This is a genomic window from Streptomyces sp. NPDC046985 (assembly GCF_040644415.1).
In the GTDB taxonomy this organism is placed as follows: Bacteria; Actinomycetota; Actinomycetes; order Streptomycetales; family Streptomycetaceae; genus Streptomyces.
This window is the reverse complement of record NZ_JBEYWK010000005.1, coordinates 57,325-80,535: the sequence shown is the minus strand read 5'-3', so window position 1 is coordinate 80,535 and position 23,211 is coordinate 57,325. Positions and strand designations below refer to the sequence as shown.

Annotated in this window: 21 protein-coding genes; 14 read left to right on the top strand and 7 right to left on the bottom strand. The window is 74.8% G+C overall.

Annotated features, from left to right (window positions below; genetic code table 11):
• Nucleotides 1-33 precede the first annotated feature (33 nt).
• A complete protein-coding gene (locus ABZ861_RS08065) occupies nucleotides 34-651 on the bottom strand; it encodes a TetR/AcrR family transcriptional regulator (protein ID WP_361625553.1) in 618 nt (205 codons plus the stop codon).
• A gap of 166 nt (nucleotides 652-817) precedes the next feature.
• On the opposite strand from ABZ861_RS08065, the gene hmgA reads away from it, so the two are divergent.
• The 4 genes from hmgA (at nucleotide 818) to ABZ861_RS08045 (ending at nucleotide 5,389) form a co-directional block, all read left to right on the top strand.
• Entirely contained in the window at nucleotides 818-2,134 is a 1,317-nt protein-coding gene (hmgA, locus tag ABZ861_RS08060; RefSeq protein WP_361625550.1) for a homogentisate 1,2-dioxygenase, read from the top strand.
• 26 nt (nucleotides 2,135-2,160) lie between these two features.
• The gene (locus tag ABZ861_RS08055; RefSeq protein ID WP_361625547.1) at nucleotides 2,161-2,910 is read left to right on the top strand and encodes a GntR family transcriptional regulator; all 750 of its coding nucleotides are present in this window, start codon (nucleotides 2,161-2,163) and stop codon (nucleotides 2,908-2,910) included.
• Nucleotides 2,911-2,944: 34 nt separating this feature from the next.
• Nucleotides 2,945-4,120 carry a type ISP restriction/modification enzyme gene (locus tag ABZ861_RS08050; RefSeq protein WP_361625544.1) on the top strand — a complete coding sequence of 392 codons (1,176 nt, stop codon included), beginning with the start codon at nucleotides 2,945-2,947 and terminating at the stop codon, nucleotides 4,118-4,120.
• 72 nt (nucleotides 4,121-4,192) lie between these two features.
• Entirely contained in the window at nucleotides 4,193-5,389 is a 1,197-nt protein-coding gene (locus tag ABZ861_RS08045; protein ID WP_361625541.1) for a CaiB/BaiF CoA-transferase family protein, read from the top strand.
• Between the two features lie 61 nt (nucleotides 5,390-5,450).
• Here the strand turns inward: ABZ861_RS08045 and ABZ861_RS08040 are convergent, their stop codons facing one another.
• The 4 genes from ABZ861_RS08040 to ABZ861_RS08025 form a co-directional block, all read right to left on the bottom strand.
• Complete coding sequence (locus ABZ861_RS08040) at nucleotides 5,451-5,717, bottom strand: hypothetical protein (protein WP_361625538.1); 267 nt, start codon at nucleotides 5,715-5,717, stop codon at nucleotides 5,451-5,453.
• A 115-nt stretch (nucleotides 5,718-5,832) separates the two neighbouring features.
• Nucleotides 5,833-6,690, bottom strand: a complete 858-nt coding sequence (locus ABZ861_RS08035) for an anti-sigma factor (RefSeq protein WP_361625535.1) — start codon at nucleotides 6,688-6,690, stop codon at nucleotides 5,833-5,835.
• Complete coding sequence (sigK, locus tag ABZ861_RS08030) at nucleotides 6,687-7,229, bottom strand: ECF RNA polymerase sigma factor SigK (protein ID WP_361625532.1); 543 nt, start codon at nucleotides 7,227-7,229, stop codon at nucleotides 6,687-6,689. Before sigK ends, ABZ861_RS08035 begins: the two co-directional genes overlap by 4 nt.
• A 320-nt stretch (nucleotides 7,230-7,549) precedes the next feature.
• Nucleotides 7,550-8,350 (bottom strand): SGNH/GDSL hydrolase family protein, encoded by an 801-nt coding sequence (locus tag ABZ861_RS08025; protein ID WP_361625529.1) that lies wholly within the window; start codon nucleotides 8,348-8,350, stop codon nucleotides 7,550-7,552.
• A 274-nt stretch (nucleotides 8,351-8,624) separates the two neighbouring features.
• Between ABZ861_RS08025 and ABZ861_RS08020 the strand changes: the two genes are divergently transcribed.
• The 6 genes from ABZ861_RS08020 to ABZ861_RS07995 all read left to right on the top strand — a co-directional run bounded on the left by ABZ861_RS08020 (nucleotide 8,625) and on the right by ABZ861_RS07995 (nucleotide 17,291).
• Entirely contained in the window at nucleotides 8,625-9,056 is a 432-nt protein-coding gene (locus ABZ861_RS08020) for a hypothetical protein (protein ID WP_361625526.1), read from the top strand.
• Between the two features lies 1 nt (nucleotide 9,057).
• Nucleotides 9,058-10,152, top strand: coding sequence for a GNAT family N-acetyltransferase (locus tag ABZ861_RS08015; protein WP_361625523.1), 1,095 nt, complete (start codon nucleotides 9,058-9,060; stop codon nucleotides 10,150-10,152).
• A gap of 387 nt (nucleotides 10,153-10,539) precedes the next feature.
• A complete protein-coding gene (locus tag ABZ861_RS08010; protein ID WP_361625520.1) occupies nucleotides 10,540-11,358 on the top strand; it encodes a glycosyltransferase family 2 protein in 819 nt (272 codons plus the stop codon).
• Nucleotides 11,355-12,395 carry a glycosyltransferase family 2 protein gene (locus ABZ861_RS08005; RefSeq protein WP_361625517.1) on the top strand — a complete coding sequence of 347 codons (1,041 nt, stop codon included), beginning with the start codon at nucleotides 11,355-11,357 and terminating at the stop codon, nucleotides 12,393-12,395. Before ABZ861_RS08010 ends, ABZ861_RS08005 begins: the two co-directional genes overlap by 4 nt.
• A gap of 20 nt (nucleotides 12,396-12,415) precedes the next feature.
• Nucleotides 12,416-13,195, top strand: coding sequence for a polysaccharide deacetylase family protein (locus ABZ861_RS08000; protein ID WP_361626205.1), 780 nt, complete (start codon nucleotides 12,416-12,418; stop codon nucleotides 13,193-13,195).
• Complete coding sequence (locus tag ABZ861_RS07995; protein WP_361625514.1) at nucleotides 13,188-17,291, top strand: lipopolysaccharide biosynthesis protein; 4,104 nt, start codon at nucleotides 13,188-13,190, stop codon at nucleotides 17,289-17,291. The genes ABZ861_RS08000 and ABZ861_RS07995 overlap by 8 nt, the downstream gene beginning before the upstream one ends.
• Nucleotides 17,292-17,342: 51 nt before the next feature.
• Here the strand turns inward: ABZ861_RS07995 and ABZ861_RS07990 are convergent, their stop codons facing one another.
• On the bottom strand, nucleotides 17,343-18,788 hold the full coding sequence (locus ABZ861_RS07990) for a xylan 1,4-beta-xylosidase (RefSeq protein ID WP_361625511.1): 1,446 nt from the start codon (nucleotides 18,786-18,788) through the stop codon (nucleotides 17,343-17,345).
• Between the two features lie 126 nt (nucleotides 18,789-18,914).
• Between ABZ861_RS07990 and ABZ861_RS07985 the strand changes: the two genes are divergently transcribed.
• Together ABZ861_RS07985 and ABZ861_RS07980 are read left to right on the top strand one after the other, a co-directional pair.
• Nucleotides 18,915-20,009 (top strand): DUF5925 domain-containing protein, encoded by a 1,095-nt coding sequence (locus ABZ861_RS07985; RefSeq protein ID WP_361625508.1) that lies wholly within the window; start codon nucleotides 18,915-18,917, stop codon nucleotides 20,007-20,009.
• 57 nt (nucleotides 20,010-20,066) lie between these two features.
• Nucleotides 20,067-20,852: a DUF72 domain-containing protein gene (locus ABZ861_RS07980; RefSeq protein WP_361625505.1), complete on the top strand. Its 786-nt coding sequence runs from the start codon at nucleotides 20,067-20,069 to the stop codon at nucleotides 20,850-20,852.
• 392 nt (nucleotides 20,853-21,244) lie between these two features.
• Here ABZ861_RS07980 and ABZ861_RS07975 read toward each other — a convergent pair whose 3' ends face one another.
• Entirely contained in the window at nucleotides 21,245-21,613 is a 369-nt protein-coding gene (locus ABZ861_RS07975) for a GntR family transcriptional regulator (protein ID WP_361625502.1), read from the bottom strand.
• 141 nt (nucleotides 21,614-21,754) lie between these two features.
• On the opposite strand from ABZ861_RS07975, the gene ABZ861_RS07970 reads away from it, so the two are divergent.
• Both ABZ861_RS07970 and ABZ861_RS07965 read left to right on the top strand, forming a co-directional pair.
• Complete coding sequence (locus ABZ861_RS07970) at nucleotides 21,755-22,684, top strand: GNAT family N-acetyltransferase (protein ID WP_361625499.1); 930 nt, start codon at nucleotides 21,755-21,757, stop codon at nucleotides 22,682-22,684.
• Nucleotides 22,665-23,159 carry a DUF402 domain-containing protein gene (locus tag ABZ861_RS07965; protein WP_361625496.1) on the top strand — a complete coding sequence of 165 codons (495 nt, stop codon included), beginning with the start codon at nucleotides 22,665-22,667 and terminating at the stop codon, nucleotides 23,157-23,159. Before ABZ861_RS07970 ends, ABZ861_RS07965 begins: the two co-directional genes overlap by 20 nt.
• The last annotated feature ends 52 nt before the right edge of the window (nucleotides 23,160-23,211 follow it).

Here is a 23,211-nt window from a genome sequence, read left to right as displayed (position 1 = left end):
GACACGGCGGGCGCAGGCGCGGACGCCTCCGGCCTAGTCCAGCACGCGCGCCAAGTAGGCGTGCAGCAGCTCCCGGGTCTCCTCGATGATCCTCTCGTCGCCCCCGGGGTCGGCGCGGAAGGCGAGTTGGACCAGGGCGTCGGCGGCCTCGACGGCCACCAGGAAGACGCGGCGCAGGCGGTCGTCCGGTTCACGGCCCAGGTGGCCGGCGAGCAGGTGGGTGAGGCGGTCGGCGACACGGTGGTTGGGCTCGGCCTGCCGGGCGCCGAGGGGGATCTGGTTGCCGAAGTCGACGAAGGCGAAGCCGGGGGCGGTCCGCTTCATCGTGAGGTACTCGTCGAGCACGGCGTCCATGGCGGTGCGCCAGCCGCCGCCCCCGGTCCCCGCCAGGCGCTGTGCGACGCGCTCGCCGTAGCGCTCCAGGTTGCGCTGGGCGAGCGCCTCGACCATGGCCCGCTTGTCGCCGAAGAAGCGGTAGACCGAGCCGATCGGCACGCCGACGCGCTGCGCGACCGCGCGGGTGCTCAGCGCCTCGTAGCCGAGTTCGTCGAGCAGGTCGGCGCAGGCGTCCAGGATGCGGGCCAGCCGTTCGGCGCTGCGCCGCTGCACGGGCGCGCGGCGCAGCGGGGTGGAGTGGGGCACGGATCTCATGATGCCGGTCCGCCGCCTTCCGGTGAAGGTCGCGCCCGCCCGGCCCGACGGCCCGATCACCGGGCCCGGCTCCCTTGCGCCCGAGGTCGCCGCAATCCTACGGTGACGCATAGGAATCAGGTGTGAGGAGTCAGGTGTGACGCCGGCTGTGCGCAAGGGAGCGACGATGAGCGGGGACGCACGCAAGACCGCCGAAGGACTGGCCTATCTCTCCGGCTTCGGCAACGAGCACGCCTCGGAGGCGGTTCCGGGCGCGCTGCCCGAGGGCCGCAACTCCCCGCAGCGCGCCCCGCTGGGACTGTACTCGGAGCAGGTGAGCGGCACGGCGTTCACCGAGCCGCGGGCGCACAACCGCCGCTCGTGGCTGTACCGCATCCGGCCCTCGGCCGCGCACCCCGCGTTCACCCGCGTCGCCAACGGCGCGCTGCGCACGGCCCCGTTCGACCAGGCGGTGCCCGACCCGAACCGGCTGCGCTGGAACCCGCTGCCGGCACCGGGGCCGGAGACGGACTTCCTGGACGGCCTGTGGACCCTCGGCGGCAACGGCGACGCCGCCCAGCGCAGCGGCATGGCCGTGCACCTCTACCACGCCAACTCCTCGATGGAGCGCGTGTTCAGCGACGCCGACGGGGAGCTGCTGATCGTGCCGGAGCGCGGCGGGCTGCTGCTGCGCACGGAGTTCGGGCTGCTGCACGCCGAGCCGGGCCATGTGGCGCTGATCCCGCGCGGCGTGCGCTTCCGGGTGGAACTGCTCGACGCCGACGCCCGCGGCTACGTCTGCGAGAACTACGGCGCCCCCTTCCGGCTGCCCGACCTCGGCCCGATCGGCGCCAACGGCCTCGCCAACCCGCGGGACTTCCGCGCGCCGGTCGCCGCCTTCGAGGACGTCGAGGGCCCGGTGGAGACGGTGAACAAGTTCTGCGGCAACCTCTGGACGGCCGTCTACGACCACTCCCCCCTCGACGTGGTGGCCTGGCACGGCAACCATGTGCCGTACGTCTACGACCTGCGCCGGTTCAACGTGATCGGGACAATCTCCTACGACCACCCGGACCCGTCCGTCTTCACGGTGCTGACGTCGCCCTCGGACACCCCGGGCCTGGCGGGCGTGGACTTCGTGGTGTTCGCGCCGCGCTGGCTGGTGGGCGAGGACACCTTCCGGCCGCCGTACTTCCACCGCAACGTGATGAGCGAGTACATGGGCCTGATCGCGGGCGCGTACGACGCGAAGGCGGAGGGCTTCGTGCCGGGCGGCGGCTCGCTGCACAACATGATGTCGGCGCACGGCCCGGACCGGGAGACCTTCGACCGGGCGAGCGCGGCCGAGCTGGCGCCGCACAAGGTCGACGACGGGCTGGCGTTCATGTTCGAGACGCGCTGGCCGGTGACGCTCACCCCGCAGGCGACCCGCGCGGAGCACCTCCAGCAGAGCTACGACGACGTCTGGCGCGGCCTGGAGCGTCACTTCAGGCCGTTGCGCTGAGCGGGGGCGACCGGTACGGATAGCCCGTGACCTCCTTCGCCCCGGACTCGATCGTCCTGAACCGCAAGCTGCCGCTGTGGTACCAGGTGTCGCAGTCGCTGCGCGCCTCGATCCTCGGCCGCTCGCCCCGGGACCCGCTCCGGCTGCCCACCGAGGAGCAGTTGGCGGGGCACTACGGGGTGAGCGTGCTGACCATGCGGCAGGCGCTGAAGGAGCTGGAGGACGAGGGGCTGATCACCCGCCACCGGCGGCGCGGCACCTTCATCGAGCCGGACGCCCGGCGCGGCGCCCCGGTGCGGCTGCTGGGCTCGGTGGACGCGATCGTGGCCCAGCAGTCGGGGATGAGGACCGCGCTGCTGGAGCACGGCACGACCGCCGTCCCCGCTGAACTCGTGGACTTCTTTCCGGACTTGGAGGAGGTGGCGACGTACCACCGGCTGCGGAGCGACGAGAGGACCGGCGAGCCGACCAACCACGCCCGCAACTACGTCCGTCCCGAGATAGCCCGGCGGGTGCGCCCGGAGGATCTGGCGCGCTGGCCGATGACCAAGGTGCTGCGGGACGTGGTGGGCGCGGACATCGGCCGGATCACCGACACGGTGGAGGCGCGGCTGGCCGACCCGGAGACCGCGCGCCTGCTCGACGTGCCGCTGCTCAGCCCGATCCTGCACTACACGGGCGTCACCTACGACACCGCGGGACGGCCGCTGGACGCGGTGGTCATCCACTATCGCGGGGACCGGTTCTCCTTCTCCGTCACGCTCGATGCCAACTGACGCCCCGGCCGGGAGCGGGCGCGAAGGCCGTACGATGCCCGGCGTGACGCTCGACGACGCTCCGCTGCTCGCGGACCTCATGCCGTGGTCCGTCGCACCGCCGCGACTGGGCCGCGGCTGGCCGGCGGCGCCCGACGCGGCCAGCCTGAAGGCCCGCTGGCACGCCCTGCTCGCGGCCGAGGGCCCGGACCGGGCGGCCCTGTTCCAACCGACGCGCTCGCGCACGCCGTCCATGGCGGTCGGGCAGTTGCCGGGCGGCGCCGGCGGCACCGAGCGGCTGGTGCGCGCCGCGGGACCGTGTCCGGAGCCGGTGCGGGTGCTGGCGGCGCCCTTCGACGAGCAGTGGCTGATCCCCGACCACCGGCTGATCGACGCGGCCCGGCCGGAGTTGTGGCGGGTGGCGGACGAACGGCAGGTCTTCGCGGTGGAGACGGGCGCCGCCCCCGGCGGCGCGGAACCGCCCCTGCTGGCGACGTCGCTGCTCCCGCTGACGCGTCCGGGGCGGATCCGCCCCCTGTACCGGCGTCCGGGCGGCGCTGAGCCGAACCTGGCCCCCGGGCTGCTGGAGCACCTGGCCGCCCGCCTCGGGCAGGCCCCCGAACCGGTGGACGTGCTCGCCTGGACGCTGGCGGCGGCCCGTCCCGGCCCGCACGGTCCCGCCGTCCCGCTCACCGCGGACGCCGCGCTGTGGGCGCGGGGCGTGCGGGCGGGCCGCCGGACGCTCTGGCTGATGCTCCGCGACGGCGAGCGCCCCAGGCTCCCGGGCGGCCGGCGCCCCTACGTCCGCGCCCCGCTGCCGGGCCGCCCGCTCACCCTGCGCTACGACCACGACGAGGAGACCCTGCACCTCGACGAGGGCCGGATCTCGCCGGTGCCCGCGGCGGCCTGGGAGTTCACGGCCGGGGCGGGCCGGGTCCTGGAGCAGTGGTTCGCGGCGCGCACCGCCGAGGCGCCGCCGGGCACGCTGGCGGCGATCCGCCCGGCGGCCTGGCCGCAGGCGTGGACCTCGGAGCTGCTGGAACTGATCACGGTCCTCGCCCTGCTGGCCGAACCGGCCGGGCGCCGGCCTGAGCCGCCGGCCGGCCCGCAGGTCACCGCCGCGGACCTGCGCGCGGCGGGCGTCCTCCCGGTCGCGGCCGCGGCCCGCCGGCCCGCCTCGGTCCTGGACCACCCGGAGGAGGGCCCGGAGGGCCAGTTCGCGCTGCTCTAGGGCCCGGCGGGATCGGGGCGCAGGCGGTCCTGCTGCTGACAAGCGGGACGCCCGCGGGTCATGATCCGTCCCATGGAGCATCTCCCGCCGCCCCTGGAGGGCATCACCGTCGTCGCCGTCGAGCAGGCCGTGTCGGCCCCCTTCGCCACTCGCCAGCTCGCCGATCTCGGCGCCCGGGTGATCAAGGTCGAGCGGATCGACGGCGGCGACTTCGCGCGCGCCTACGACACCGCCGCCGCCGGGCTCGCCTCGCACTTCGTGTGGTGCAACCGGGGCAAGGAGTCGATCGCGGTGGACCTGAAGGACCCGCGCGGGCTGGCCGTGGTGCGGCGGCTGGCGGCGGACGCCGACGTGTTCGTGCAGAACCTCGCGCAGGGGGCCGCGGCCCGCCTCGGCCTCGACGCGGCCGCGCTGTGCGCCGCGCACCCGAGGCTGATCGCCGTCGACGTCTCGGGCTACGGCGCCGGCGGCCCGTACGCGGACAAGCGGGCCTACGACATGCTCGTGCAGTGCGAGGCGGGGCTGGTGTCGGTGTCGGGGACGCCGGAGCAGCCGGTGAAGGCGGGGATCCCGGCGGCGGACATCGCGGCGGCCATGTACGCCTTCTCCGGTGTGCTGGCCGCCCTCGTGCGGCGCGGCGCGACCGGGCGCGGCGGGCCGGTGGAGGTGTCGATGCTGGAGGCGCTGGCCGAGTGGATGGGGCATCCGCTGCACCACGCCCTGCACGGCGGGACGGCGCCGGCGCGCACCGGCCTCGCGCACGCCGTCATCGCCCCCTACGACGCCTACCGCACGGCGGACGGCGGACGGGTGCTGCTGTCCGTGCAGAACGACCGGGAGTGGCGGAGGCTGGCCGAACAGGTGCTGGACCAGCCCGCGTTGGGCACGGACCCGGCGTTCGCGACGAACGCGGCGCGGGTGGAGCACCGGGAGCGCACCGACGCGCTGGTGGCGAAGGCGCTGGGCGCGCTGGACGCCGACGAGGCGCTGATCCGGCTGGAGGAGGCGGGCATCGCCTGCGCGCGGCTGCGGGACGTGCACGAGCTGGCCGCGCATCCGCAGCTCGCGGCCCGGGAGCGGTGGCGCGAGGTGGGCACCCCGGTGGGGCCGTTGAAGGCGCTGCTGCCGCCGATCACTCTGCCGGGCGGGGCCGGGGCGCGGATGGGAGACGTCCCCGCGCTCGGGCAGCACACCGGGGCGCTGCTGCGAGCCATGGGGATGACGGACGACGAGATCGCGGCGCTGCGCCGGGACGGCGTGGTGGCCTGAGCGCGGGCCCCGGCGGACGCGCTCCGGGGAGGCGGCGAAGCCTTCCGGGAACGCGGTCCGCCTAGTGGCCGCCGAACAGCGAGCGGCGCAGCCGGCGCAGCGGCGCGAACAGCGACACGCGGCGCACGCGCGCGCCTCGTCCGGTGCGGTCGTGCGGGGCACGCGCGGTCAGCTCGCGCATCAGCGACGTCGCCTCGGCCGTCTCCCGCTGCGGGACGGCGGGACCGCCCAGCACCGACAGATGGCGGTCGAGGCGCGAGCTGGTCGCGCTGCTCCCGCAGGTGATCGCAGGAACCCTGGCCCTGCTGCGCATCGTTATCTGCTCCATGTCACTCCCCACCCGTACGATTCCACCCGGCGCGGGCAGACTAACCCTATCGCCCCACCCGGGCTCTCGGGTATCACGGTCACAGGATTCACCTTCCCCGTAAGGGTGTTGACGATCACTCTCTGAATCCAGCCGCTTTCAGGGCGAGTTGGACAATCGGCTGGCCGGTGGGACGCGTCGATCCCCCGTTCGGCTCCACAGTGACGGCGAGTGACGACGCCGACGGGCCGAGACCGGCGGCGAGCAAGGGCGTGTCACCGTCCAGCAGGCCCAGGGACCGGGGCGCCGCGCCGGGGCGCAGCAGCCAGAGCTGGCGCACCCGCCCGCGCGGCGGCGCCGGGTATCCGCTCAGGGTGACGACGGCCCGGCCCTGGGCGGCGGAGGCGACCACCGCGATGCCGCGCCCGCGCCCGTCGCGCCCGCCGGCCGTCCGGGCGTCGGGGGCGGCGAGAACGTGGGCGATCTCACGCACCCGGTCCCGCAGGGCGTCGAGCCGGTCCCGGGTCCGCTCGGCCTGGACGGCGAAGAGCGCGGCGACGACGAGGGCCGCGGCGGCGGTCGCCGTGGCGAACGGGACCAGCCAGGCGAACCGGTCGAGCGGGAGGAACGACGCGCGCGGGCGGGCGGCGCGGCCGCGCGCCGACGGCGGCTCGCCGCCGCGGGCGTGGGCGTGGGCGGCCGGCCGGGGCGCGCGGTCGGCGGCGGCCCGCCGGGCGGCGGGCGCGTGCTCCTGCGGGGTGTCGCGCACGGCGGCCAGCACCCGGTCGCGCAGGCCGGGCGGCGGCTCGGCGGCGGACCAGGCCAGCCGTACGGCGTCCTCGCGCAGCGCCCGCACCTCGGTCGTGCAGCGCGCGCAGCCGCCCAGATGCCTCTCGAACCCGGCGAGTTCGGCGCCGTCCAGGGCGTCGAGGGCGTAGGGAGCGGCCAGGGAGTGCGGGTCGCCGCGGCGCGTGAGGCGCCCGGCGCGCCTCATGCGGCGCCTCCCAGGCACGCGCGCAGCCGGGTGAGTCCGTCGCGCATCCGGGTCTTGACCGTGCCCAGCGGGAGGGAGAGCCGCTCGGCCACCTCGCGGTAGGTGTAGCCGTCGTAGTAGGCCAGGGTGACGGACTGGCGCTGCAACGCGGTCAGGCGGTGCAGGCAGCGACGCACCGACTCCCGTTCCAGGGCGGCCTCTACTTCCTCGGTGACCTGGTCGAAGGCGAGCGGCGCCGAGCGCGCCGCCTCCCGCCGCTCGCGTTCGCCCGCGGCGCGGACGCTGCGCACCCGGTCGACCGCGCGGCGGTGGGCCACGGTGAGGATCCAGGCCAGGGCGCTGCCCCGGCCGGGGTCGAACCGCGCGGCGCAGCGCCACAGTTCGAGCAGCACCTCCTGCGTCACCTCCTCCGCCTGCGCGGGATCGCGGACCACGCGCCGCACCAGTGCGAACAGGGGCCCCGAGACCAGGCCGTACAACTGCTCGAACGCGGTGTGATCGCCGTCCGCCACGCGCACCAGCAGGTCGTCCGCCTCCACTCGCCCCCCTCTCGGCCGCCGTGCCGCGTGCCGCGTGCCGCCCGGAGCGTTCCGCGCCGTCGCGCGGGGCGTGCACGGCGCGCGCCCCCGGGACGGAATACGGATACGCGCCCCGAAAGCGCGGGCCGGGCGGCGGGAATGTCTTGTGGCGCGGCGCGGCGGGGGCGGGGCGTGCCCTGCGGAAGCCCGGTCGCCCGCCGCCAGTCACCGAGCGCCGAACGCCGGACGCGCCGGTAGCCCGACGCCGGACGCGGTGGAGGCCCCGCCGCCGGGCGGGGCCTCCGCTGCTGCCGCGGCCGTGCGCGGCCTCTGCTGGTGGGTCAGGCGGCGTTGACGAACACCGGCAGGTAGCCGCCCGAGTGACCGGCGGCCGTGGGGTGGTAGGACTCGCCGATGTTGGTCCAGTTGACGCTGTGCAGCCAGGAGTCGCTGGAGCAGATCTCGTGTCCGCTGAAGGTGGTGCGGACATCCCCGAAGGTGAAGCCGTGGTTGGCGGCGATCTTGGCGATGGTGGAGTCCATGTAGTCGGACGCGCCGTTGATGGCGGAGCGCTTGGTATCCGACAGGCCGAGGCAGGTCTGCCCGAGCAGGTAGAAGCGGGGGTAGCCGAGCACGACGACGTGCGCGGAGGGCGCCTTGCCGTGGATCGTCGAGTAGAGGTTGTCGAGCTTGCCCGGCAGCGTGGAGCCGACGTAGGCGCGAGCGGTGTCGATGCGGGACAGGCAGGCGCTGTCCGACTGGAGCACACAGGTGGTCATGACGTCGGAGAATCCCGCGTCGTTGCCGCCGATGGTGATCGAGACGAGCGTCGTGGAGGAGTTGAGGGAGCCGAGCTGGTTGGCCAGCACGTCGTCCGTCGTGGCGCCCGAGCAGGCGTTGAAGGCGAACGAGGACGGCGAGTGGGAGGCGTTCCACAGGTAGGGGTAGGCGTTCGTGCTGCGTTTGCAGTCGCCGCTGGAGCTGATGTAGCTGCCCGCGCCGACGCCGGAGGAGTAGGAGTCTCCGAGGGCCACGTAGCCGCCGGAGGACGAGGACGCCTGCGCGGAGGACGCCCCGGTGAGGGCGAGTCCGACGGCCAGCAGAAGAGAACCGATGTATGCGGTCATTCGGGAACGTCTCATGGAACCCTCTCTTAGCTGCGTCTCTGCTGCGACTGTGGTATCAGCTACGCGTGTTGACCGGAAGTGTCCATGCCAAGAAATCTTTTGGTCTTCAACTAGATCAGCACGTATTCGATGACGTTCCGACGGACCGTCACTTCAGTTTCTGCGGTGGGCCCGAGGACATCCAAGGACAAACGAGAACCCGTACGGGTGAATTCGCCGTCTTGACGCCCGCCGGGCGGCTGCGCGACATTGAAGCCCGGCATCCGGCGCTTCGGGGGGCAAGTCGCCCATGCAGACTGCACGCAGCAAGACCGCGGGGACGGACGGCGCCGCGCGGGCGCGGCCAGGGCCGGGGAGGGACCTGGCGCCGCTGTCCGCAGGCGCCGCGACGGCCGTCGCGGCGGTCGGCGCCGTGCTCGCGCTCACTGACTCGGGCTCGCCGCTGCGCGGCCCCCTCACGCTGTTCTTCCTGCTCGCGGCCCCGGCCGCGGCCGTCGCGAGCGGCCTGCGCGGCCTGGACCCCTTCGCCCGCGTCCTCGTCTCGCTGGCGGGCGCCGTCGTGCTCGACATGCTGGTCGCCCAGGGCATGCTGGCCGTGCACCGGTGGTCCGTGCCCGGCGGGATCGCCGCCGTGACCGCGCTGAGCTGCCTGGGCCTGGGTCTGACGCTCGTTCACGCGCGGCGGCCGCGCGCCCGCGAGGCGGGAAGACAGGGCACCTGACGTGGACATCAGCGTGTACCGGCCGGGCGAGCTGAGCGCCGCCGACCGGGCGGCCTGGACGGCGATGCAGTCCAAGGCCCATCTGCACGGCGCCGAGGAACTGGCGAACCCCTTCCTGTCCCCCGAGTTCGCGCTCGCGGTGGGCCGGTGCCGCCGCGGAGTGCGGATCGCGGTGGTGCGCGAGGACGGCGAACCGGCCGCGTTCTTCCCGTTCCAGCGCACGGCCGCGGGCGTCGGGCGGGCCGTCGGGCTCGGCGTCTCCGACTGCCAGGGGCTGGTGCACCGCCCCGGCTTCACCTGGGACGCCCGCCGGCTGCTGCGCGCCTGCGGGCTCGCCGTATGGGAGTTCGACCACCTGGCCGCGGGCCAGGAGCCGTTCCAGGCGCAGGCGTCCGGCGCGTTCCCGTCCCCGGTCATGGACCTCGACCGGGGCTACACCGTCTTCCTGCGCGAACTGCGCGAGCGCTCGCCGAAGTTCACCCGGACCACGCTGGCCAAGGAGCGCCGGCTGGGCCGCGACGCGGGCCCCGTGACGTACGTGCACGACGAGCGCGACCCGGCCGCGCTCAGGACGCTGATCGCCTGGAAGTCCGCGCAGTACCGGCGCACCGGACGCAGCGACCGCTTCGCGCACGCGTGGATCACCCGGCTGGTCACCCGGCTGTTCCACACCCGGTCCGAGCCGTTCGCGGGCGTCCTGTCGGTGCTGTACGCGGACGGGCGGCCGGTCGCCGCGCACTTCGGGCTGCGCACCGAGCGGGTGCTGGCGTGCTGGTTCCCGGCGTACGACCCGGAGTTCGCGAAGTACTCCCCCGGCCTGGTGCTGCATCTGCGGATGGCCGAGGCGGCCGCCGCCGACGGCATCGCGTACCTGGACCTCGGCCGGGGCCAGAAGGACTACAAGGACTCCTTCAAGACGCGCGAGCTGAGCGTGTCGGAGGGATGGGTGACCCGGCGTCACCCGGTCGCGTACGGCCATCGGGCGCACCGTGCCCCGGTCCGGGCCCTGCGCAATGCGGTGCTGTCCCGGCCGGAACTGTTCGGACCGGCGGACGGCGTGCTCAGACGAATGGGAAAAATACGTTCGACACGGTGAATTACCGGATCAAGTCCCCTTTACCGCACAACCGACGAAAACGCGAGGAACCGATGCCCGCCTTGCCATAGTGGTTCAATCATCAATACCGTCGTACATCTCACCCGCATCGGTCCGTCCGCACGTGGTTCAGGGGGAGGGCATTGAACCGGGACGTTCCGGCGCGGGACGCGGTAGGGGGGTGCCGTGCCCGGTGGCCGCTCAGGCGACCGGGCCGTGCCGCGACCGGCTGCCTCGTTCCGGCAGTCCGGCCAGCTTCGCCAGCTCACCCGGCATGCTCGGAGACCGCTCGTGCTCCGCGCCCCGGGTGAGAACCCCCCTTTCGAACCGGATACAGAGCCGGGCCGCCGGGGGTGGCGGTCCCGCCGGACGAGAGGGACACATCTCATGAGCTCCGCGCTTCATCCGCCGTCCTCGGGCCCTGACCCGTCGGTAGACGCCCAGTACCGGCCGATCTCCTCGCACCTGGCCATCGCGCCGCCGGTGAGCGTGGTGATCCCGGCCATGAACGAGGCGGAGAACCTTCCGTACGTCTTCAAGACGCTTCCGGACTGGATCCACGAGGTCGTCCTCGTGGACGGCAACTCCACCGACGCCACCGTCGAGGTGGCCCGCGGGCTGCGGCCGGACGTGCGGGTCGTGCCGCAGCGGGGCAGGGGCAAGGGCGACGCGCTGATCGCCGGATTCGAGGCGTGCACCGGCGAGATCATCGTGATGGTCGACGCGGACGGCTCGGCCGACGGCGGTGAGATCGTCAGCTACGTCTCCGCCCTGGTCTCCGGCGCGGACTTCGCCAAGGGCTCCCGCTTCGCCAACGGCGGCGGCACCGACGACATGACGTTCGTCCGCAGACTCGGCAACCGGGTGCTGTGCGCGGTCGTCAACCGCAAGTTCGGGGCCCGCTACACCGACCTGTGCTACGGCTACAACGCGTTCTGGCGGCACTGCCTGGACAAGATCGAGCTGGACTGCACCGGCTTCGAGGTCGAGACGCTGATGAACATCAGAGTGGTCAAGGCCGGGCTCAGGGTGCAGGAGATCCCCAGCCACGAGTACCTGCGCATCCACGGAACCAGCAACCTGCGGGCCGTGCGAGACGGGCTGCGCGTGCTGAGGGTGATCCTCGACGAGCGCTCCACCCGGCGGACGCGGCGCCGGGCACGGGACGCCCGGCTGCTCGGCTCGTACCCGGGAGAGCTGTCTTGACCGGTCCCGGCGTCTCGGTCGTGATCTGCGCCTACACCGAGGACCGCTGGGAGGACGTGCGCGCGGCGGTCTCCTCGGTGCGGGCGCAGGCACGGCCCGCACTGGAGACCCTGCTGGTCGTCGACCACAACCCGGCGCTGCTGGAGCGGCTCGCCGGCGAGTACCGGGGGGCCGGCGACGTACGGGTGCTGGCCAACGCGGGCCCGCGCGGCCTGTCGGCCGGCCGCAACACCGGGATCGCCGCCTCCCGGGGCGAGGTCGTCGCCTTCCTCGACGACGACGCGGTCGCCGAGCGGGACTGGCTGCGCCGCTTCGCCGAGGCGTACGCCGACCCGCGGGTGCTGGCGGTGGGCGGGCGGACGGTCCCCGTCTGGGCGTCCGGGCGTCGACCCGCCTGGTTCCCCGAGGAGTTCGACTGGGTGGTGGGCTGCACCTACCGCGGCCTGCCGCCCGGCCGGGTCCGGGTGCGCAACGTGCTGGGCGGCAACGCCTCCTTCCGGCGCACGGCGTTCGACGCGGCGGGCGGCTTCGCCACCGGCATCGGCCGGGACGGCGACAGGCGCCCGCTGGGCTGCGAGGAGACGGAGCTGTGCATCCGGCTCACCCGGGCACGGCCGGACGCGGTCCTGCTGATCGACGACCGCGCGGTGATCCATCACCGGGTGCCCAGGGCCCGCGAGCGCTTCGGCTACTTCCGCGTCCGGGCCTACGCCGAGGGCCTGTCCAAGGCGCTGGTGGCGCGCAGCGTCGGCGCGGCCAAGGGCCTGGAGTCCGAACGCCGCTACGCCACCCGGGTGCTGCCCGCCGGGGTGGCGCGCGGGCTGCGCGACGCGCTGCTGGGCCGGCCGGGCGGCGCGGGCCGGGCCGGGGCGATCGTCGCCGGGGTGCTCACCGCGGCGGGCGGCTACGCCGTCGGCAGCCTCCGGGCCCGCCGGGGCGGCGCCCGCTTCCACGTGGCGCCGCTCGCGGCCGCGGCTCCCGAGCGGGAGGCGGGCGCGGTGCGCGACGAGGCGACGGATCAGGAGGTCAGCGCGTGAACGCGTCCGTGCCGGTGCTCATGTATCACGCCGTGGCCTGGGCGCCGAACCGGGCCGTACACGCGCTGTCCGTGTCGCCCGAGGCGTTCGCCGAGCAGATGGCGATCCTCGCGGACCTGGGCCTGCGCCCGGTCACCACCGCAGAACTCGCCGCCCACTGGCGCACGGAGGGCTTTCGCCCGCTGCCCCCCGACCCGGTCCTGATCACCTTCGACGACGGCTACGAGGGCGTCCACCGGCACGCCCTGCCGGTGCTGGCCGCACACGGCTTCCCGGCCACGCTGTTCGTCTCCACCGGCTGGATCCGCGGGCCCTACGACACCGGAGGCGGTCTGGACTCCATGCTCGACTGGGACCAGGTGCGCGAACTGGCCTCCGCCGGAGTCGAGATCGGCGGGCACAGCCACACCCATCCGCAGCTCGACCAGCTCGACGACGAGCGGCTGTGGGCGGAGCTGATCCGCTGCCAGGAGATCGCCGCCGACGAACTGGGCTGCGCGCCCGCCTCGTTCGCCTACCCGTACGGCTACTCCAGCAGCCGTGTCCGGGCCCGGGTGCGGGCGGCGGGCTTCGCGCAGGCGCTCGCCGTCGGCAACGCCCTCGCCCGCCGCGACCAGGGACCGTACGCGCTGCGGCGGCTCACCGTGCGCCGCTCCACCACCGCCGAGCAGTTCCGGCGGATGGTCCAGGGCCGCTCGCTCGCCCGGGACTTCGCCCGGGACCGAGCCCTCACCCGCGGCTACGCCCTGGTCCGCAGAGCCCGACAGGTCCGCCGAAAGGCCATCCTTGCCCGTGTCTGACACGACCACCGCCACCGAGGCGACGACCGACGCACCCGAGGCGCCCGCGCGGCCGGGGCGCCGGCTGCGCCTCCCCCGGCGGGACCGCTCCCCCGGCGGCAGCCAGCTCTTCCGCAACGCCTACGCGCTGATGCTCAACACCGGGATCTCCGCGGTGCTGGGCCTCGGCTTCTGGCTGATCGCCGCCCGCTACTACACCGCCTCCGCCGTCGGCCAAGGCTCCGCCGCCATCGCCGCGATGAAGTTCCTCGCCGGACTGACCGCGGTCACGCTGACCGGCGCCCTGGCCCGTTTCATCCCGGTCGCCGGAGCGGCCACCAGACGGCTGATCGCCCGGACGTACGCGGGCAGTTCACTGGTCGTGGCGTGCGCCGCGGCGGTCTTCCTGCTCACCCTGCGCACCTGGGGGCCGTCGTACGGCTTCCTGCACGGCCTGGGCCACGGACTGGGCTTCCTGGCCGCCGTGATGGCCTGGAACCTGCTCACCCTCCAGGACGGGGTGCTGACCGGGCTGCGCAGCGCGCCCTGGGTGCCGGTCGGCAACACGGTGTTCTCGGCGGTGAAGCTGGCCCTGCTGGTGGGGCTGGCCGCGGCGGCGCCCGTCGCCGGCGTCTTCGTCTCCTGGGTGCTGGCGATCGGCTTCTCGATCCTGCCGCTGGGCTGGCTGGTGTTCCGCCGCCTGGCGCCCCGGCACATGCGGGAGACCGAGGGGCAGGCCAGGCCGCCGTCGGCGAAGGAGCTGGGGCGCTTCCTGGCCGGGGACTACACCGGCTCGCTGTTCTCGCTCGCCGTGGTCTACCTGGTCCCGGTGATCATCGCCTCGCAGGTCAGCTCGGCGGACAACGCCTACTTCTACGTCACCACCACCATCGGCGGGACGGTCAACCTGCTCGCCATCAACATGGGCGCCTCGCTCACCGTCGAAGGCGCGCACGACCCGGCGCGGCTGGCCTCCGACACCCGGGCCGCGCTGGGCCGGATGGCCCGGATCATGGTGCCGGTCTGCGGGCTGCTGTTCCTGCTCGCGCCGCGCATCCTGCACGTCTTCGGCGCGGGCTACGCGCACGCGGCCACCGGGCTGCTGCGCTGGTTCGCGGTCGGCGCGCTGCTGCGGGTGGTGATGGAGACCTACTTCGCGGTGCTGCGCGCGCAGAGCCGCACCGCCGGGCTGGCCTGGCTCCAGGGGCTGCTGTGCGCGCTGGTGCTCGGCCTGACGCTGCTGCTGCTGCCCCGGATGGGGCTGACCGGGGCGGGGGTCGCGGAGATCTCCAGCCTCGCCGTGATCGTCGCCGTCGCCGCGCCCCGGCTGTACCGGACGATCAGGGCCGCGCCCGCCGCAGGCGTCCCGGACGACGTGGCCCCCGACGGAGACCTCGCGGACCTCGCCGGCCTGACGGCGGGCGGGTCTTCGAGAGCGTCGGGATTCCCGCCGTCCTCGCGGTCCTCGGCGTCGTCCGCGGCCTCGGCGTCCTCTGCGTCCTCGGGTCCCTCCGGGGCCCGCAGGCGGCCCACGTGGGCGCTGGACTCCGCCACGCTGCCGCTGGGCGTGCACGTCGACTTCGACCACGCGGAACGCCGCCCCGACGTACGCCCCGGTCCCGGCGCCCCACCGGGAGGCGCCGCCGTGGGGCCGCTGCCCGGGGCACGGCAGCCGGACACCGGCGCCGCGACGGGAGCGTCCCTGCTGGCCGCATCGGGAGTGCCCGCGCCGACGGAGGAGGCGGCGGCGCGGCCGGAGGCGGAGAAACCCACGGCCGGCGCCGGGACCGCGCTCTCGCACGGCGAGGAGACGAGGTGGCCGGAGACCGGAAAGTCCGCGGTCGGGTCCGCGCTCCCGCACGGTGAGAAGACGGCGTGGCCGGAAACGGAGAACCCCGCGGTCGCGGCCGGGCGCGCGGTTCCGCGCGGTGAGGCGGCGGCGCGGCCGGAGGCCGGGAAGGCCGCCGTCGCGGCCGGGCGCACCTCGCTCGCGCGGGGCGGCGAGGACGGGGCGCCGGACGCACCCCCGCGCAAGCGCCGGGGCCCGACCCGGCACGGGGCTGTGCTGGGCGGGCTGCTGGTCGGCGCGCTGCTGCTGTACTGGCTGCCCGCGCTGCGGCTCGACGACGGCCGCCTGGACCGGATGGGCGGCCTCGGCCTGGTCTCGGTGCTGCCGCTGCCGACCCTGGCCGGCGCGGCGCTGCTGGTCGCGGTGTTCGCCGCGCTGCTGGGGCGGCGCCGCGAGCACCGGACGCTGCTGCTGGTCACCCTGCTGGCGACCGTCGTCTCCCTGCACGCCCTGCCCGCGGTGATCGAGAACGAGCCGCGGTTCGCGACGGCTTGGCAGCACCTCGGGTTCATCGACTACGTCGACCGGACCGGTTCGGCCGTGCCCGACCTGGACGCGCGCTGGAGCTGGCCCGGCTTCTTCGCCGTGGCGGCGTTCGCCGCCCGCGCCTGCGGGGCGACCGACTTCACCGAGGTCATCCGCTGGTGGCCGCTGACCGTCCAACTGCTGTATCTGCCCCCGATGTTCCTGCTGACCCGCTCGCTACGGGCGGGCTGGCGGGCCCGGTGGACCGGCGTGTGGTTCTTCGTGCTCGGCGGCTGGGTGGGCCAGGACTACTTCTCCCCGCAGGGCTTCACCTACCTGCTCTACCTGGTCTTCGTCGCCGTCCTGCTGGTCTGGTTCCGGGCGCCGCGCATGCTGTGGGGCGCGGGCCGCCCCGGGGAGGCGGAGGTCGAACCGGCAGGCCGACGGCAGCGGGCCGTGCTGCTGGCGGTGGTGATCGGCCTGTTCGCCGCCAGCGTCCCGGCGCATCAGCTCACGCCGTTCATGATGCTGGGCGTGCTGGCCGTGCTCGTCCTGACCGGCCGCTGCGAACTGCGCGGCCTGCCCGTGCTGTGCGCGGTGCTCGTCGTGTTCTGGCTGGGCTTCATGGCCGAGCCGTACTGGTCCGGGCACTTCGACGAGCTGTTCGGCGGGGTCGGCGGGGTCGGCGGCAACGTCACGACGTCCGTGTCGGGCCGCATCCAGGACGGCGGCGACCCCACGCACCGGCTGGTGCTCTACACCCGGGTGGCGATGGCGGGCTCGGTGCTGGCCCTGGGCGGCTGGGGCTGGCTGCGGCGGCGCCGGCGCGGCTACCGCGAGCGGTCCCTGCCGGTGCTCGCCCTCGTCCCGTTCCTCGGCTTCGGCATGCAGTCCTACGGCGGCGAAATGGCGCTGCGCGTCTTCATGTTCGCCCTGCCCGGCGCCGCCCTGCTCGCCGCCCTCGCGTTCTTCCCGCGCCCGGACAGCGCGGCGGGAGGCGGCGAGGACCGCCCCGCGGAGGACGGCCCCGCGGAGGGCGGCACGCGCGGCGGCCCGGCCCGGACGGGCCGCGGCAGAGCCCTGGCCCCGGCGGCGGCGCTGCTCGCGGGGCTGGTGCTGACGGGCGGCTTCCTGGTGGCCCGGTGGGGCAACGAGCCGTTCGAGCGGACCCGCACGGGCGAGGTCGCGGCCATGGACTACGTGTACGCCCACGACCGGCCGACCGTGCGGCTGCTGTGGCTGAGCGACGACCCGGTGAACGACGTCACCCCGGCCATGCCGTGGGGCGCACGGGACATGGAGCGCGTCGACTACGTGCCCACCCTGGCGCCGGCCGACCCGGCGCTGGTGGCCGGCCTGGTCAAGGCGTTGAGGGACGCGGGCCCGAACTCGTATCTGATGGCGGGCGAGAGCCAGTCGACGTATCTGCGGATGGACGCGGGCTATCCGGCCTCCTACCAGGCGCGGCTCGTGCGCGGCCTCGACGGCCGGCGGGAGCTGCGGAAGGTCTTCGGCGACGGGGACGCGGTCCTGTACCGACTGCGCGAGCAGCCCGCGGGCGCGGTTCCCGCACCGCGTCCGGGGCCGATCGGGCCGCAGGTGACCTGGACGCCGTGGTCGGTGGTGGGCGCCCTCGCGGCGCTGGCGCTGACCGTGCTGCTGACCGCCCGTGAGGTCGTGCGGGTGGCGCTGCCGCCGAGCGTGCGGCGACTGCGGTGGCTTCAGGGCAGCTTCTGGTTCTCGCTGCCGCTGCTGGCGGTGCTGGCCGCCTCGCTGGCGCTGCGGTTCCTCACCCTGAAGTGACCGCCTCGTGGCGACTGGCGCGACCGGTCGCCGCGGGGCGGCGGCAGCGGCTCACCGGGCGAGCCACTTCACCTCGTAGGCCCGCATGCCGAACCGCTTCCCGTCGACCTCGGCGCTGAGCGGCCGGTCGGAGGCGTTGACCACCACGGCGACCGCGGCGGTGGCCAGGACGCGCACCCGGGGCGCGGAGTCCGGGGCCACGGCCACGGTCTCGTACCGGCTGCCGGGCGGGAACGCCCGTGCGAACCGCGAGACCAGGCCGTACATGGGCAGGGCCTTGCCCCCGTCGTCGTCCCCGGTCGGCGTCCACAGGCAGCCGGGGCAGTCCGGGCCCTTCCGCGTCTCCGGGTTCCAGTAAAAACCGGAGGAGGCGCCGCCGCGGACCATGGCGATCATCCCGGCGGCCTGGACGGCGACGCGGTGCGCCTCGGACCAGCCCGTGCGGTCCGCGTGCCCGTCGGCGGACGCCGCGGTCGCCGCGCTCGCCGCGGTTTCTACGTAGTACTCGGCCCACCACAGCGGCAGGCCGCCGGTCTCCCGCCGCACCCAGCGGCCGACGGCCGTGAACTTGTCCGCGGCCGCGAATTCGTCGGGCAGCAGTTCGTCGTCCTTGGTGTAGCTGGAGCCGTCCACGACGGCGAAGTCGGCGCCCGCCTTGTGCGCGTTCCAGTAGGAGAAGGCGTCCAGGACCCGCTGGTCCATGGCGCCCCAGGGGCCCCGCAGGACGGTGGAGGCGTTGTCCTGCCGCGGGTCGACGCTGTCCATGGACAGGTACGGGCCGCCCACCATGATCGTGGGGTCGACCTTCTTCAGGGCCCGGTAGACCAGGTTGTACAGCTCGGTGTAGCCCTCGTAGTCCCAGCGGGCCTTGGAGTCGTTCCAGAAGCCCTTGAACTCGTTCCAGACGATGAAGTGGCGTACGTCCGGGTAGCGGCGGGCGACGGTCGCGGCGAGCGCGGCGTAGTCCGCGTAGTGGCCGGGCAGCGGGGCGGTCTCCAGCGCGGACTGGCTCCAGTCGGTGCTGTCCACGCCCGCCCGTCCGCCCTTCATCCAGTCCGGGGCGCAGCACAGGGTGATCACCGGCGTGCCGCCGGAGGCGCGGATGAAGTCGACGCGGCGGTCCAGGGCGGCGAAGTCGTAACGGCTCTGGACGGGCTCGGGGTTGTCGGCGCCCCAGCCCATGACGGCCTGGTCCTGCGGGAGTCCGCCGTCCCGCGCCAGCAGCGTGCGCGCGCGGTCCACGGCGGCGCCGCCGCCCTCGTCGGCGCTGAACTGGGTGTGCGTGAAGCCCCAGCCGACGGAGGGCTGGTCCGGGTGGCGCGGGACCGCGGGCGTGCCGTGCACCGCGTCGCCGTTCCGGGTCGTGCCCTCGGCGGCGGCGCCGTCGGGCGTCGCGTGCATCAGGGCCGCCACCAGGGCCACGACGACCGCGGCCACGCCGAACAGCGCGGTGAACCGCCACCGCGCCGCCGCTGAGAAACGCTGATGACGTCCCATCAAGGACCACAGTACGGGCGGGATGCGCGCGCCGGGCGCGATTCGGGCAGGTTCGCCCGGGGCGACACGGGACGTTCCCGCCGGAAACGGGGTGCGTACGGGGGTCGGGTGGCAGATCATGGCGGCATGTCTGCGAACCCACACGACGCGCTGCCGATCCGGCTCAACGTCGACGACTCCGACTCGCCGTCCGACGTCGTCGACGCGCTGTTCCTCGGCCGCTTCGCGACGGGCGAGCAGCCGTACGCCCACGCGGCCAACATCGACCGGGTGCGCTCCGGCGCCACCCTGCTGCCGGACGGCGCCCGGGTGCTGCGGGCGGCCCGCGACGACGACCGCAGCGCGACGCTCGCCGAGGGCGACGGCTGGACCCTGCTGGTCTCCCGCTGGAACCGGGGCGCGGACGTCACGGTCACGGCGACCAGCGCCGAACTGGCCCAGGACGTGCTGGGCAGGGCCACGGACGGCGCCGCGGACGAACCGGCGCCGCAGCCGGACAACGTGACGATGGGCTTCTGGTACGTCTCCCCTCGGCGGGGTCCGTACCGCACCACGCGGCAGATCTCGGCGGGCGCCTGGGAGGACGTCCGGGCGAACTACACGGCGCCGGTCGCCGAGGCGATGGACCGGCTGATGAAGACGACGCCGCAGGACATCGCGGGCCGGCTGCTGTTCCTGCACGGGCCGCCGGGCACCGGCAAGACCTCCGCGCTGCGCACGCTGGCCCGGTCCTGGCGGGACTGGTGCCAGGTGGACTGCGTGCTGGACCCCGAGCGGCTGTTCAGCGACGTGGGCTATCTGATGGACATCGCCATCGGCGAGGAGGACCCCTCGGGCAAGGGCCGCTGGCGGCTGCTGCTGCTGGAGGACTGCGACGAGCTGATCCGCGGCGAGGCCAAGCACACGGCGGGCCAGGCGCTCTCGCGCCTGCTGAACCTGACCGACGGCCTGCTCGGCCAGGGCCGCAACGTCCTGGTCGGCGTGACCACCAACGAGGACCTGGAGCGCCTGCACCCGGCCGTGGTCCGGCCCGGACGCTGCCTGGCCCGCGTCGAGGTGGGCCGGCTGACCCGGCCGGAGGCGGTGAACTGGCTGGGCACGGACGAAGGGGTGGGCCGCGAGGGCGCGACCCTGGCCGAGTTGTACGCGCTGCGCCGGGGCGTCTCCCCGACGGCGCTGCCCGAGCCCCGGGAGGGCGCCGAGGCGGGCCTGTACCTCTGAGCCGCCTCTGAGGCTCTGCGCCCTGACGCGTGCGGTGCACGGTGCTTTGATGGGCGTATGACCCTGTACGTGGGGACGTCCGGCTGGCAGTACGCGGACTGGCGCGGGGTGCTGTACCCGGAGGGCTGCCCGGTGCGGCGGTGGCTGGAGGAGTACGCGGCCGCGTTCGCCACGGTGGAGGTGAACAACGCCTTCTACCGGCTGCCGTCGCGGGAGACCTTCGCCGTCTGGCGGGAGCGGGTGCCGCCGGACTTCACGGTCGCGGTCAAGGCGAGCCGCTACCTGTCGCACGTAAGACGGCTGCGGGAGCCCGCCGAGCCGGTGCGCCGGCTGATGTCGCACGCGGCGGGCCTCGGCGACCGGCTCGGCCCGGTGCTGCTCCAGTTGCCGCCCACGCTGCGGGCCGACGCGGCGCTGCTGGACGACTGCCTCGCGTGCTTCCCGCCCGGCATCCGGGTCGCGGTCGAACCGCGCCACGCGTCGTGGTGGACGCGGGAGGTCCGCGAGGTCCTGGAGCGGCGGGGCGCGGCGCTGTGCTGGGCGGACGCGGGCGGCCGCCCGGTCACGCCCCTGTGGGCCACCGCCGACTGGGGCTACGTCCGCTTCCACCACGGCCGCGCGCGGGCCTGGCCGCACTACGGGCGACGGTCCCTGGAGACCTGGGCCGACCGGATCGCGACGGCCTGGCCGAGCGGGCGGGACGCGGACGTGTACGCCTACTTCAACAACGACCCGACGGGGGCGGCGGTCGAGGACGCGATGGCGTTCGCCGGGGCGGCGCGGCGCGCGGGCCTGACGACGACGCGCACGCCGGGGCGGCTGCCGCTGCCGCTCCCGGGCTGAGCGCAGCCGAGCCGGGCGCCTCACGGAAGGGGCGCCGCACCGGCCGGGCGCCTCGCCTGAAGGGGTGCCCGCCGGAGCCGTGCCTCACTAGAGGGGCACCGCACTGGAGGAGCGCCGCGCGGGAAGGGTGCCGCACTGGAGGAGCCGCACCGCCGGAGGGGGCGCCTCGCCAGACGAGCGCCCAGCCAGACGGGCGCCGCCGGACAGACGCCTCACACCGGAGGGCCGCCGCGCCGGAAGGGCGCCGCACCGGAGAGCGCCGCGCCAGGGGGACCGCACCGCCGGAGGGGGCGCCTCGCCAGGCGGGTGCCTCACACCGGAGGGCCGCCGCGCCGGAAGGGCGCCGCACCAGACTGGCGCCTCGCCGGAGAGGGCGTCGCGCCGGGGGCGGCTCAGTTCCCGTAGGCCGCGCGCAGTGCGTCTCGTACGGCGTCGAGTGCGGTGTCCCTGGTGAGTCCGAGCCGCTGGACCCGCTCGGCGTAGGCCCGCGCGGCGGCCGCCGCCTCGCGCTCGGCCGCCGGGCCCGAGGCGGCCACGAACGTGCCGTTGCGCCCCCGGGTCTCGATCACCCCGTCCGCCTCCAGGGCCCGGTACGCCTTGGCGATCGTGTTCGCCGCGAGCCCGAGCGACTCGGCCAGGCCGCGCACGGTGGGCAGCCGGTAGCCCACCGGCAGCTCCCCCGCCCGTGCCTGCTCGGAGATCTGCGCCCGCACCTGCTCATAGGGAGGCGTGCCGTCGTCGATGTGGATCTGCAAGGTCACCGGCTGATTCTCCCGCACCTGCGGCGCCCCCCGCCCCGGACCCGGACGAACCCCGGCCCGGGACGGCCCGGCGGCCAGAGCCGACGGCCCGGCGGAAATGGGGAGGCGACCTGCCCCGCCGCTCCCGTAGCGTGCCCGCCCATGAACGTGACCGTACGTGATCTGCGCCCCGACGCGCCCGCCGACCTGGAGGGCTTCGCCCGGGTCCGGCATCGCGCGCTCCCCTTCCTGGTGCTCACCGCCGACTCCGTCGCCCACGACCTGGCCCACCTGCCTCCCGAGGCCCGCTACCGCCCGCTCGTCGCCGTGGCGGACGGCGAGGTGATCGGCACCGCCCAGGTGCGCCTGTCCCACGACTCCGCCGAACCGGGCCAGGGCCATGTGAACGTGTACGTGGACCCCGACCACACGCGCCGCGGCGCCGGCGCCCTGCTCGTGCGGGCCGCCGAGGAGCATCTGACCGCGCACCAGGCGGTCAGGCTGCACTCCTGGGTGCTGGACGCGCCGGACAACCGCGCCTTCGCCGAGCGCCGCGGGTACCGCCCGAGCCGTTCCGCGCACTTCCTGCGCCTGGACCTGGCGCACGGCGCGCTCCCGCCGCGGCAGGACCCGCCGCCTGGCGTCGAGCTGCGCCAGGGCTCGGACTTCGCCGGCGACCTGCGTCCGCTGTTCGCCCTGGACGCGGAGGCCGCGGCGGACGAGCCGAGCGACGTGGACGTTGAGCTGACCGACTACGAGGCGTGGCTGGAGGAGATCTGGCGCCACCCGCTGCACGATCCCGCGCTGACCTCGGTGGCCGTGGTCGACGGCCGTCCCGCGGCGTTCTCCGCGGCTCACACGGACGGCGCCTCCCGGTACAGCACCTCCGCGACGGGCACCGCCCGCGCGTACCGCGGCCGAGGACTGGCCAAGCTGGCCAAGAACGAGTCGCTGCACCGCGCCCGCGCCGCCGGGTGCACCGAGGCGTTCACGGGCAACGACACCGGCAACGGACCGATGCTCGCGATCAACGAGTGGTTCGGGTACGAGGTGTGCGCCACCGAGGTGCGGTATGTCCGCGAACTCGGCTGACACGACGGGGACGGTGGACGTCGTCCTCGTCAAGGGGGACCGCGTGAAGATCCGTTACCCGAGCGCGCTCGTCGCCGACGACGGCACGCGGATCGCCGTCCGGGCTGCCTGGGCGGGCGACGGCGGGCGCGACTTCGGCTTCGCGCGCTTCGAGCCGGGCGACGTCTTCACCGAGCACTGCTGGCGGGACCGCTGGTACGCGGTGAAGGAGGTCCGCGACGCGGACGGCCGCCTGAAGGGCTGGTACGGCGACGTCACCCGTCCGGCGGTCCGCACGGGCGCGGAGCTGGTCGTCGAGGATCTCGACCTGGACCTGTGGCGCTCGGCGGACGGCGCCGACGTGCTCCGTCTGGACGAGGACGAGTTCGCGGCGAGCGGCCTGGCCGAGCGCGATCCCGCGGCGGCCGTGGCCGCGCTCGACGAGCTGGAGGCGCTGGCCCGCACGGACGGCTTCACCGCGCTGCTGGACCTGTGACCGGAAGGGTTCACCGGCTCGCGACGCCAGGCGGCTTCCCGGGCGCATTCCT

What these genes read in the sequence shown, in the direction of transcription:
- ABZ861_RS07990 (WP_361625511.1), bottom strand. Translation starts at nt 18,788, where the DNA reads ATGGGACGTCATCAGCGTTTCTCAGCGGCGGCGCGGTGGCGGTTCACC.
- ABZ861_RS08050 (WP_361625544.1), top strand. Translation starts at nt 2,945, where the DNA reads ATGCCCGGCGTGACGCTCGACGACGCTCCGCTGCTCGCGGACCTCATG.
- ABZ861_RS07980 (WP_361625505.1), top strand. Translation starts at nt 20,067, where the DNA reads ATGACCCTGTACGTGGGGACGTCCGGCTGGCAGTACGCGGACTGGCGC.
- ABZ861_RS08000 (WP_361626205.1), top strand. Translation starts at nt 12,416, where the DNA reads ATGTATCACGCCGTGGCCTGGGCGCCGAACCGGGCCGTACACGCGCTG.
- ABZ861_RS08025 (WP_361625529.1), bottom strand. Translation starts at nt 8,350, where the DNA reads ATGAGACGTTCCCGAATGACCGCATACATCGGTTCTCTTCTGCTGGCC.
- ABZ861_RS08020 (WP_361625526.1), top strand. Translation starts at nt 8,625, where the DNA reads ATGCAGACTGCACGCAGCAAGACCGCGGGGACGGACGGCGCCGCGCGG.
- ABZ861_RS08045 (WP_361625541.1), top strand. Translation starts at nt 4,193, where the DNA reads ATGGAGCATCTCCCGCCGCCCCTGGAGGGCATCACCGTCGTCGCCGTC.
- ABZ861_RS08065 (WP_361625553.1), bottom strand. Translation starts at nt 651, where the DNA reads ATGAGATCCGTGCCCCACTCCACCCCGCTGCGCCGCGCGCCCGTGCAG.
- ABZ861_RS08010 (WP_361625520.1), top strand. Translation starts at nt 10,540, where the DNA reads ATGAGCTCCGCGCTTCATCCGCCGTCCTCGGGCCCTGACCCGTCGGTA.
- ABZ861_RS07970 (WP_361625499.1), top strand. Translation starts at nt 21,755, where the DNA reads ATGAACGTGACCGTACGTGATCTGCGCCCCGACGCGCCCGCCGACCTG.
- ABZ861_RS07965 (WP_361625496.1), top strand. Translation starts at nt 22,665, where the DNA reads ATGTCCGCGAACTCGGCTGACACGACGGGGACGGTGGACGTCGTCCTC.
- ABZ861_RS08040 (WP_361625538.1), bottom strand. Translation starts at nt 5,717, where the DNA reads ATGGAGCAGATAACGATGCGCAGCAGGGCCAGGGTTCCTGCGATCACC.
- ABZ861_RS07985 (WP_361625508.1), top strand. Translation starts at nt 18,915, where the DNA reads ATGTCTGCGAACCCACACGACGCGCTGCCGATCCGGCTCAACGTCGAC.
- hmgA (WP_361625550.1), top strand. Translation starts at nt 818, where the DNA reads ATGAGCGGGGACGCACGCAAGACCGCCGAAGGACTGGCCTATCTCTCC.
- ABZ861_RS08035 (WP_361625535.1), bottom strand. Translation starts at nt 6,690, where the DNA reads ATGAGGCGCGCCGGGCGCCTCACGCGCCGCGGCGACCCGCACTCCCTG.